We start from the raw sequence: 10,192 nt of genomic DNA, 5'->3' as shown, positions 1-10,192 counted from the left end.
GTGTATAAGAGACAGGGCCTGGGCCCGATGGGCCGGGGCGGTGCCATGGAGACGGTGCCGGCGGAGCGGGGGCGGAGTCCGGGCGCGGGGATCCGGCGGCGGCGCTGCGGTAGTCCGCCGGTTCCGGAGGCGGGCGGGAACGGGGATTCGGCGCCCGCCGGGTCGATCGGCGGGGTGGCCAGCGGCCTCAGCTTGGGCTTGGGCGGCGGCAGGACCATGGCGCGTGCGATGTCTCCGCCGGGGGTCGGGGTGGGCGCGGTCAACTCGCTCGGCACCACCAGGACGGCGCGGACCCCGCCGTAGGCGGAGGAGCGCAGCGAGACGGTGAAGGCGTGGGACTTGGCCAGGCGCCCGACCACGGCGAGGCCGAGCCGGGGGGATTCGCCGAGTTCGTTGAGGTCCAGCCCGGTGGGCGATCCGGCGAGCAGCCGCTCGGCGCGCCGGGCGGCGTCGTCGGTGAGCCCCACCCCGGCGTCCTCGATCTCGATGGCCACGCCGGTCTGCACCTCGGTGGCGGTCAGATGGACCCGGGTCTGCGGCGGTGAGTAGCGGGTGGCGTTGTCGAGCATCTCGGCGACGGCGTGGATGACCGGCTCGACGGCCGGGCCCACGATGGCGATGTCGGCGACCGAGTGGAGGTCGACCCGCTGGTAGTCGATGATCCTGGACATCGCCCCGCGCAACACGTTGAACAGCGGGACCTTCTTCTGCCACTGCCGGCCGGGGCGGGCCCCGCCGAGCACGGCGATGCTGTCCGCCAGCCGGCCGATCAGCGCCGTGCCGTGGTCGATGTGCAGCAGGTCCGCGAAGATGTCGGGGTCGTTGCCGTGCTTGTCCTCCATGTCCCGCAGGTCCATGGCCTGCTGGTGGACCAGGGCCTGCACCCGGCGGGCGATGTTGACGAAGGCGCGCTGGGCGGAGTCGCGCAGTGCCTCCTCGGCCTCCACGGTGCGCACCACCGAGCGCAGCACGGCGTGGTGGGCGGTCTCGAACTCCGGGTCCAGACGGGTCTCGCAGGCGATGCCCTCCAGTACGGCGTCGGGCTGTACGCCGAGTTGCAGCCGCTCCACCACCTTGGGCAGCAGTTCCTCGGCCAGTCGCACGGTCTCGGCCTGCTGGTCGACCAGGCGGCGGCGGAGCAGGGCCTCCTGCTCGGCGTGCCGCCGACGCTGTTCGGCCAGGACCCGTCCGCGCCGTATCGCCTCGCCGGCCGCCAGGGCCACCGCCAGGGTCGCCACGGCCCCGCACCAGGCGACGGGTGCGCGCGCCTCCGCGGGCGTCAGCAGCACGGCCGCCACCGTGCAGGCGGCGACCAGGGTGGGAAGGAGTGTCCACAGGCCGGAGGAGGCGGAGCTCCGGCTCTGCGGGGTACCGGCACGAACCATCGACATCCTCAATGCGTCGGGAGGTTGGGGGACGTCGCACGTGGACGGTCCGGATACGGCAGACGGGTCCATGGCGACGACTCGGCCGCCGGATCGCGCTCACGTGCTCATCGTCGCGGCGCCGTCACGGCGGTGTATCCGGGCGCGTGAACCCAGGACCCCAGGAACGCCCGGGTCCGCGCGCGACGGGCGGCGCGCTCCCCATCCGCGGCAACTGGTCGTAGTCGCGGGAACGCGCTGCGCAACAGGGAGCTTAGCTAGGTCCGTGGCATAGTCGCGGCGGTTAAGCCCATATCACCGGGGTGCACTGACGTACGAAATTAACATCGGAAATTCTCGGGCAACTCACCCACCACGCCCCGAACTCCCCGCCCAGCCGCCGGACCCTGCCCTGACATCCGGTCGACGGACCCGACCGTGCGGCCCTACTCTCGCGCGGTGACGAATGGCGTGGAGACGGGCGAGGACTTCCGTGCACTGCTGCGGCGCCTCATCGGGCGCTTCGAGTGCCTCGGCGCCGACGCCCCGGAGATCGACGATGTCCTGCTCCGTTGGGCCGGCATCCTTCCCGACCGGGGTCCGGAGCCCGGCTGGCCGGGCCTGGCCGACCAGTTGCTCCGCGCGCTGGATACCCCGTCGGCCGGGCTCGCCGAGCCCGCTCCCCTGGGCGATTGGCGGTCGGTCGCCCTCGTCAAGCTTCGCTGCAACGCCATCGAGAGCACAGCCCGGAGAACGATGCGGTTTGCACCGGGATGTTCGGCCAGGAGGCGAAGGAGCCGGTTGTCGTTCCGGGCACTGTCGCGAGCCTTGCCCAGTTCCAGGAGAGCCGCGTGCGGGGTACGCGGATTGGCGGCCAGAGCCTGCCGGGCGAAGGGGTACGGACACTGAACGAGGCGATGCAGGACAGAGCTGCCCTTCTCGGCATGCGCCAATGCGAGGTAGTCGGCAGGCCCGCTGGGGGTCGGACGGTACCCGGGCCCGGCTGCTGGAGCGGGCCCAGGTCCGTGACGACTCCGCCTGGAGTGCGGAATGGACCGTGTCGGTCGACTCCACGGCCAGCCGGGCTCACCAGCACGCCGCCGGTGTCCGCGAAAGGGGGCGAAGGCGGGAGACGAGCTGGAAGGTCCGGCACGCGCGGCAGCTCGCCAGGCGTTCGGGCGGTCCAGCGGCGGGCTGACCACCAAGGTCCATCTCGCCTGCGACGGCCGGGGCCTGCCCTGGATCGACAATTCACGGTTCGATACCTAGAAGCCAAAAAAAATTGTCGCCGTAATGCCACTCAAACCAATACAGCGCCCAAGCGCTACTCCAAACAGTGCAGGCGATACCTAGTAAGCGATCACGGGTTCCCGGCGAGGTGCTGGCAAGCAGCCGCACACCTGCTGCCAAGCCAGCAAACGACAAGACCATCCACACGGCATTGGCTCGAGAAACCCATCGCCACAGCTCCTTGTTGTCGACATTTTCGACAAAATGATGTATGACCCCCCACAGAATGCAATAGCCGAGAGGAGATGCGGCGTAGCCGACTCGCAGCAGGCGGCGTTGGCGGCGTCCTGGTTTGTTCAGTGGTGGCGGACCAACCGGCTGGGGTGGTGCTGTTGGCCGGGGCGGTACTGCTGGGAGTGGAGGTGCGGGCGGATGTGGCGGCGGTGGTGTCACCCTCCAGGGCTTGCTGTGTTCGGCCTCCCAGGCCCGGCGCAGCCATGCAGTGCCCTGTGCATACGCCTGTTCCTGCTTGTTGGCATCAGTGACACACCGATCCACTACTAGCCGTACGAAGTTGTCACCCTCGCGGAGTCCTGGAAGCCGCTGGCCGCTGAGGTACTGCTCCCACACCACATCGTCGACGCGGCAGACATCCTGCAACTCCTGTTGCGGCCATCGGCCAACCATGTTCCGCAGCCACTGCGCAAACGCCGCAGTCTCCGGCGTCAGCCGCGGTAAAGGATCCATCTCCGCCACCCCGTCCCCCCTCAATCCGCGCGCATCATCCAAGACCACTACACCACCGGACCGTGCCGGTGGAACCCCTATGCAGCACCGCGGCGCTCGGCACTGTGTGCGCTGGAACCCGGCCGCAGATCGTGGACCGCGCCCCTGGACGCCGGCGTCTGGCACCGGGGGACGACACCGTCGCCGCCCGGCGAAAGGATCTCGGTTGGGTTCGCTGAGCCAGAGGATGAGTGAGCCAGGTGGACTCCCGCCCGGTAGCGATCGGCCAGTTCGTCGAAGCGGGTGGCGATCGCGCGGAACTGCTTGAGGCGGCCGAAGCAGCGTTCGACCACGTTGCGCGCCTTGTACGGCTCACGGTCGAAGGCCGGTGGCCTGCCACCGATCTGGTCGCGTCGCAGCCGGTTGGCTTTCCCCCAGCGGGCGAACCTCTCATAGACCGTCTGCCACGGCCCACAGCGTGCCGGCAGGTCAGGCCACGGAGCACCGGTCCGCAACCGCAACCGCCACAACACCCCGTTGACCACCTGCCGGTGATCCCGCCACGGCCGTCCACGTCCATCAAGCCCGTCGGCATGGGGGCTATCCATTCCCACGCCGCATCCGTCAACTCGCCCCGACCCACCACAAGATCAATTATCAGACACGGCCTACGACGACCCCCGTCGCACCAGTTCGGTCGGCAGCACCAGCCGCGGGCGGTCCGCGGTGCGCTCGCTCCGCGACTCGATCTCCCGCAGCAGCACCCGGACCATCGCCTGTCCCATCTCCTGGGTGGTCTGCCGGACGCTGGTGAGCGGCGGGTCCATGTGGCGGGCGACGGCCGAGTCCTCGTAGCCGACGAGCGCCACGTCCTCGGGCACCCGGCGGCCCTCCTCCCGCAGCACCTGGCGGGCGCCCGCGGCCATCACATCGGAGGCCGCGAAGACGGCGTCCAGACGGGGGCGGCGCGCCAGCAGCCGGCGCATCGCCAGCCGGCCGCCCTCCTCGGTGAAGTCGGCGGCCTCGATCAGCTCCGGGTCCACCTCCCGGCCGGCCGTCCGGAGCGCCGCGCGGTAGCCGTCGAGGCGGCACCGCGCCGCGTACATGTCCAACGGCCCGGTGATGGTGGCCACCGCGGCGCGGCCGCGCTCGATGAGGTGCTCCACCGCGCACCGCGCGCCGCCGGCGTTGTCCGAGTCGACGTACGGCACCGACTCGTGCGCCGAGCGGCGGCCGCCCAGCACCGCGGGAACCTCTATCCGCTCCAGCAGGTCGGGCAGGGGGTCGTCGGCGTGCACGGACACCAGCAGCACCCCGTCGACCCGGTGCGCCGAGAGGTACTCGGCGAAGCGCTGGCGCTCCTTGGGGGTGCGGATGAGGATCAGCAGCAGTTGCAGGTCGGCCTCGGCGAGTTCGGCGCTCACGCCGCGGATGATGTCCGAGAAGTAGGGCTCGGCGAACAGCCGGGTCTCCGGCTCCGGGATGACCAGCGCCACCGTGTCGGCGCGGTTGGCGGCCAGCGCGCGGGCCGCCCGGTCGGGTACGTACCCGAGTTCGGCCACCGCCCGCTCCACCGCCAGCCGGGCGCGCTCGCTGACCTGCGGCGAGCCGTTGATCACCCGGGACACGGTGCCGCGGCCGACCCCCGCGCGGGCCGCGACCTCTTCCAGGGTGGGCCTTCCCCGTCCCGCCCCGCGTCGTCGGGTTCCTGCCATCTCGCGCCTCCAGCCGTCCGGTACACCGAGCAGAACCACCCCGCTTGGATGCCGTCGGGACATTCAAGCGCAGGAGTGGGGCAAGGACTTCCGCACGTTCCCTTGACACCCCCGCAAGGAGCCGCGACTCTTCAACTCATCAACGTGGGAGCGCTCCCACGCTACCTGACACTTACACAACCCGCACGTTCCCCGCCCGAGCCGATGCACCACAAACCCCCACGTAGCGCCACTTCTTGGCCGGGAGCGGTACGTCAGGGCGTCAAGGAGGACGCTGATGCGCAGAAGTTCTGGAACGTACCGGCAGCGGGCGGTCGCCCTCGCCGCCGTGGCGGCCCTCGGCGCCGCACTGCTCTCGGGCTGCGCCGAGGACAGCGACGACTCGGGCGGCTCCTCCGGTGGCAGCGGCGGCGGTGGGGGCAAGGGCAAGACCACCATCACGGTCGGCACCTTCGGCGTCTTCGGCTACAAGCAGGCCGGTCTCTACGACGAGTACATGAGGGACCACCCCGACATCCGCATCGAGGAGTCCTCGATCGAGCGCAACGAGAACTACTACCCGCAGCTGCTGACCCACCTCGGCACCGGCAGCGGCCTCGCCGACATCCAGGCCGTCGAGGTCGCCAATATCAACGAGGTCACCACCACCCAGGCGGACAAGTTCGTCGACCTCTCGAAGGCGTCCGGGGTCGAGAAGGACGACTACCTCCCCTGGAAGTGGGCCCAGGCCACCACCGAGGACGGCAGGACGATCGGCCTGGGCACCGACATCGGCCCGACGGCGATCTGCTACCGCAAGGACCTCTTCGAGCAGGCCGGGCTGCCCACCGACCGCGACGAGGTCGCCCGGCTGTGGGCGGGCGACTGGCAGAAGTACGTCGACATCGGCAAGAGGTACATGGCCGACGCCCCGGACGGGACCAGCTTCGTGGACTCCGCCGGAGGCGTCTACAACGCGGTGATCTCCAGCAGCGCTGAGCGCTACTACGACCGGAGTGGGAAGCTCATCTACAAGGACAGCCCGGCCGTGAAGGAGGCGTGGGACCTGGCGGTCTCCGCCTCGCAGGCCAAGCTGACCGCCAAGCTCCAGCAGTTCCAGAAGTCCTGGGACCAGGCGTACGCCAACGGCAGGTTCGCCACCGTCTCCTGCCCGCCGTGGATGCTCGGCTACATCAAGGAGAAGTCCGGGGCCAAGGCCGAGGACAAGTGGGACGTGGCCGCCGCTCCCAAGCCCGGCAACTGGGGCGGCGCCTTCATCACGGTGCCGCAGGCCGCCAAGCACAAGGAGGAGGCGGTCAAGCTCGCCGCCTGGCTGACCGCCCCGGAGCAGCAGGCCAAGGTCTTCCAGAAGCAGGCCAGTTTCCCGAGCGCGCAGGCCGCCTACCGCCTGCCCCAGGTGGCCGACGCCCGGCACCCGTACTTCGGCGACGCGCCGACCGGCAAGATCTTCGCGGCGGCCGCGAAGGGCGTCCCGACCCAGATCCTGGGCCCGAAGGACGACCTCATCAAGCAGAACATCACCGACATCGGGCTGCTCCAGGTCGACCAGCAGGGGAAGTCGCCCGAGGACGCCTGGAAGGCCGCGACCAAGACGATCGACAACGCGCTGGACCAGTGATCCCGGGATGACACGCCCTTTCGGCTCCACGGCCGGTGCTGCCGCGCCCCCCGCAGACCAGGGGGGCACGGCCCAGCGCCCCGTCGCCAAGACCCCGGACCCGGCCGGGCCGCGGCGCCGTGCCTGGCGCAGCCGCCGCTACCGCTGGGACATCAAGTACTCCCCGTACGCCTTCGTCGCCCCCTTCTTCGTCTTCTTCGCCGCCTTCGGGCTCTTCCCGCTCCTCTACACGGGCTGGGCCTCGCTGCACCGGGTGGAGCTCACCGACCCCACCCACATGGAGTGGGTGGGGATGCACAACTACTCCCGGCTGTGGGACGACGAGTTCTTCTGGAACGCCCTGCGGAACACCTTCACCATCGGGCTGATGTCGACCGTTCCGCAGTTGCTGATGGCTCTGGGCCTCGCGCATCTGCTGAACTACCGGCTGCGCGGCTCGACGTTCTTCCGGGTGGCGATCCTCACCCCGTACGCCACCTCGGTGGCCGCCGCGACCCTGGTGTTCGTCCTGCTCTTCGGGCGCGACTACGGCATGGTCAACTGGGCGCTCGGGCTGGTCGGGATCGACCACATCGACTGGCAGAACGGCAGCTGGACCTCCCAGATCGCGGTGTCCAGCATCGTCGTCTGGCGGTGGACCGGCTACAACGCGCTGATCTACCTGGCCGCCATGCAGGCCGTGCCCGACGACCTGTACGAGTCGGCGGCGCTGGACGGCGCCTCGCGCTGGCAGCAGTTCCTCCACGTCACCATCCCCTCGCTGCGGCCCACCATCCTGTTCACGGTCGTGGTCTCCACGATCGGGGCCACCCAGCTGTTCGGCGAGCCGCTGCTGTTCAACGGCGCCGCCGGGGCCACCGGGGGCGCCGACCACCAGTACCAGACGCTCGGCCTGTACCTGTACGAGCAGGGCTGGGTGAACCTGCACCTCGGCCGGGCCTCCGCGATCGCCTGGACGATGTTCCTGATCCTGCTGCTGATCGCCGCCGTCAACGCGGTCATAGCCCGGCGGCTGCGGAAAAGCCAGTGAGTGCCCGAGGGAGAACCATGAGCACTGTCATCTCTTCCGACACGGCCGCCGAGGCCGCCGAGGGCGGTGGGAGCCGGGGCGGCCGGACCCGCAGGGGAGCCAAGGGCGCCGGCCGGCAGATGCACGGCGGCAAGCTGACCTACGCCGTGCTGATCCTGTTCACCATGGGTTCGCTGTTCCCCCTGGTGTGGACGGCCATCGCCGCCTCCCGCACCAACACCCGGCTCGCCGAGACACCGCCGCCCTTCTGGTTCGGCGGCAACCTCTTCAAGAACCTGGACACCGCGTGGCATGACGCCAACATGGGCGCCGCGCTGCTCAACACCACCGTGGTGGCCGGCACGATCGCCCTGGGCACCGTGCTGTTCTCCACCATCGCCGGCTTCGCCTTCGCCAAGCTGCGCTTCCGGTTCAAGAACCTGCTGCTGATGCTGACCATCGGCACCATGATGGTGCCTCCCCAGCTCAGCGTGGTCCCGCTGTACATGACCATCGCCGAGCTGGAGTGGACCGACCGGCTGCAGGCGGTGATCCTGCCCACGCTGGTCAGCGCCTTCGGGGTGTTCTTCATGCGGCAGTACCTGTCCCAGGCGCTGCCGACCGAGCTGATCGAGGCGGCGCGGATGGACGGCGCCAGCAGTGTGCGGATCATCTGGCACATCGTCTTCCCGACGGCCCGTCCGGCCATGGCGGTGCTGGGCATGCTCACCTTCGTCCAGGCGTGGAACGACTTCTTCTGGCCCATCATCGCCCTCACCCAGAACGGCAACCCGACCGTGCAGGTGGCCCTGACCGGGCTGGGCCGCGGCTACATCCCCGACGAGTCGGTGATCATGGCCGGGGCGCTGCTGGGCACCCTGCCGCTGCTGATCGCCCTCCTGCTCTTCGGCAAGCAGATCGTCGGAGGCATCATGCAGGGCGCGGTCAAGGGCTGATCTCCCGCGGTGGCCGCGACCGGCACACGCGGCCACCCGCTCTCCCTCCCCACTCCCCTACGCACCTTCTCCCCCCTTCTTCTCGTCTCCTTCCGTCTCGCACCATGACCTCGAATGGGAGCGCTTCCCTTGAGCCTCACCTTCCCGCCCGACTTCCTGTGGGGCGCTGCTGCCGCCGCCTACCAGGTGGAGGGCGCCGCGCAGGAGGACGGCCGCACCCCGTCCATCTGGGACACCTTCAGCCATACGCCCGGCAAGACGCTCGGCGGCGACACCGGCGATGTGGCCGTCGACCACTACCACCGCTTCCGCGAGGACGTCCGCCTCATGGCCCAGCTCGGCCTGGGCGCGTACCGCTTCTCGGTCTCCTGGTCCCGGGTCCAGCCCACCGGCCGCGGTCCGGCCGTCCAGCGCGGGCTGGACTTCTACCGCTCGCTGGTCGACGAGCTGCTGACGGCCGGAATCCAGCCGGTACTCACCCTCTACCACTGGGACCTGCCCCAGGAGTTGGAGGACACCGGCGGCTGGCCGGCGCGCGGGACCGCCGAGCGGTTCGCCGAGTACGCGGGGATCGTGGCCGAGGCGCTCGGCGACCGCGTGGACTTCTGGACCACCCTCAACGAGCCGTGGTGCAGCGCGTTCCTCGGCTACGGCTCCGGGGTGCACGCCCCGGGACGCACCGAACGGCTCGCCCCGCTGCGCGCGGCCCACCACCTCAACCTCGCCCATGGCCTGGGCACCCAGGCGCTGCGCGCCGCGCTGCCCGCCCGCGCCCGGATCGCCATCAGCCTCAACCCGTCGGTGGTCCGGCCGCTCACCGACAGTCCCCAGGACCTGGACGCCCAGCGGCGCATCGACGCGCTGGCCAACCGGGTCTTCACCGGCCCGCTGCTGCGCGGCGCGTACCCCGAGGACCTCCTGGCGGACACCGCGTCCCTCACCGACTGGTCCTTCGTCCGCGACGGCGACCTCGCGGCTATCCGGCAGCCGCTGGACGCACTGGGCATCAACTACTACACACCGGCCCTGGTGTCGGCCGCCGCCCATGACGAGCGCCCCGTCCGCCATGACGGCCACGGCGCCAGCGAGCACTCGCCCTGGCCCGGCTCGGAGCGTGTGGCGTTCCACCGGACGCCGGGTGAGCGCACCGAGATGGGCTGGACGGTGGATCCGACCGGCCTGTACGAGCTGCTGATGCGCTACACCCGCGAGGCGCCGGGCGTGCCGCTGTACATCACCGAGAACGGCGCCGCCTACGACGACAAACCGGAGGCGGACGGCACGGTGCACGACCCGCTGCGCATCGACTACCTGCGCGCCCACCTCACCGCCGCCCACCGCGCACGCGCCGACGGCGCCGATCTGCGCGGCTATTTCCTGTGGTCGCTGATGGACAACTTCGAGTGGGCGTACGGCTACAGCAAGCGGTTCGGCGCGGTCTACGTCGACTACGCGACCTTGGCCCGCACCCCCAAGTCCAGCGCCCACTGGTACGGGAGGCTGGCCCGGACCGGCGAACTGGTCTGATCAGGGGTGCCCTTCCCCGCGCTCCTCGCGGGGGCGGGGAAGGGCAC

General features: G+C 70.3%; 6 protein-coding genes and 2 pseudogenes. 5 read left to right on the top strand and 3 right to left on the bottom strand.

Features of this window, described 5'->3' with window-relative positions; translation table 11 throughout:
- The coding region (locus E4099_RS22780) for an ATP-binding protein (protein ID WP_209446697.1) at positions 1-1,385 on the bottom strand (1,385 nt) is incomplete at its 3' end.
- 943 nt (positions 1,386-2,328) lie between these two features.
- On the opposite strand from E4099_RS22780, the pseudogene E4099_RS33715 reads away from it, so the two are divergent.
- A pseudogene (locus E4099_RS33715) lies at positions 2,329-2,603 on the top strand (IS5/IS1182 family transposase); the annotation flags it as partial.
- Positions 2,604-3,530: 927 nt separating this feature from the next.
- Here the strand turns inward: E4099_RS33715 and E4099_RS22770 are convergent.
- Both E4099_RS22770 and E4099_RS22765 read right to left on the bottom strand, forming a co-directional pair.
- Positions 3,531-3,963: pseudogene (locus E4099_RS22770) on the bottom strand (transposase); the annotation flags it as partial.
- A gap of 25 nt (positions 3,964-3,988) precedes the next feature.
- Positions 3,989-5,035: a LacI family DNA-binding transcriptional regulator gene (locus E4099_RS22765; RefSeq protein ID WP_135340971.1), complete on the bottom strand. Its 1,047-nt coding sequence runs from the start codon at positions 5,033-5,035 to the stop codon at positions 3,989-3,991.
- 277 nt (positions 5,036-5,312) lie between these two features.
- Between E4099_RS22765 and E4099_RS22760 the strand changes: the two genes are divergently transcribed.
- From E4099_RS22760 to E4099_RS22745, 4 genes are all read left to right on the top strand, one after another.
- Positions 5,313-6,653: an ABC transporter substrate-binding protein gene (locus E4099_RS22760; protein ID WP_135340970.1), complete on the top strand. Its 1,341-nt coding sequence runs from the start codon at positions 5,313-5,315 to the stop codon at positions 6,651-6,653.
- 7 nt (positions 6,654-6,660) lie between these two features.
- On the top strand, positions 6,661-7,683 hold the full coding sequence (locus tag E4099_RS22755; RefSeq protein ID WP_135340969.1) for a carbohydrate ABC transporter permease: 1,023 nt from the start codon (positions 6,661-6,663) through the stop codon (positions 7,681-7,683).
- A gap of 17 nt (positions 7,684-7,700) precedes the next feature.
- Complete coding sequence (locus E4099_RS22750) at positions 7,701-8,618, top strand: carbohydrate ABC transporter permease (RefSeq protein ID WP_386390105.1); 918 nt, start codon at positions 7,701-7,703, stop codon at positions 8,616-8,618.
- 114 nt (positions 8,619-8,732) lie between these two features.
- Positions 8,733-10,145, top strand: a complete 1,413-nt coding sequence (locus E4099_RS22745) for a GH1 family beta-glucosidase (RefSeq protein ID WP_135340968.1) — start codon at positions 8,733-8,735, stop codon at positions 10,143-10,145.
- Positions 10,146-10,192 lie beyond the last annotated feature (47 nt).

Source organism: Streptomyces palmae, assembly GCF_004684805.1.
In the GTDB taxonomy this organism is placed as follows: Bacteria; Actinomycetota; Actinomycetes; order Streptomycetales; family Streptomycetaceae; genus Streptomyces; species Streptomyces palmae.
This window is presented reverse-complemented; position numbering and strand designations above follow the sequence as displayed.

Bases quoted from the DNA above. Each gene is read 5' to 3' on its own strand.
- E4099_RS22765 (WP_135340971.1), bottom strand. From the start codon at position 5,035: ATGGCAGGAACCCGACGACGCGGGGCGGGACGGGGAAGGCCCACCCTG.
- E4099_RS22760 (WP_135340970.1), top strand. From the start codon at position 5,313: ATGCGCAGAAGTTCTGGAACGTACCGGCAGCGGGCGGTCGCCCTCGCC.
- E4099_RS22755 (WP_135340969.1), top strand. From the start codon at position 6,661: ATGACACGCCCTTTCGGCTCCACGGCCGGTGCTGCCGCGCCCCCCGCA.
- E4099_RS22750 (WP_386390105.1), top strand. From the start codon at position 7,701: ATGAGCACTGTCATCTCTTCCGACACGGCCGCCGAGGCCGCCGAGGGC.
- E4099_RS22745 (WP_135340968.1), top strand. From the start codon at position 8,733: ATGGGAGCGCTTCCCTTGAGCCTCACCTTCCCGCCCGACTTCCTGTGG.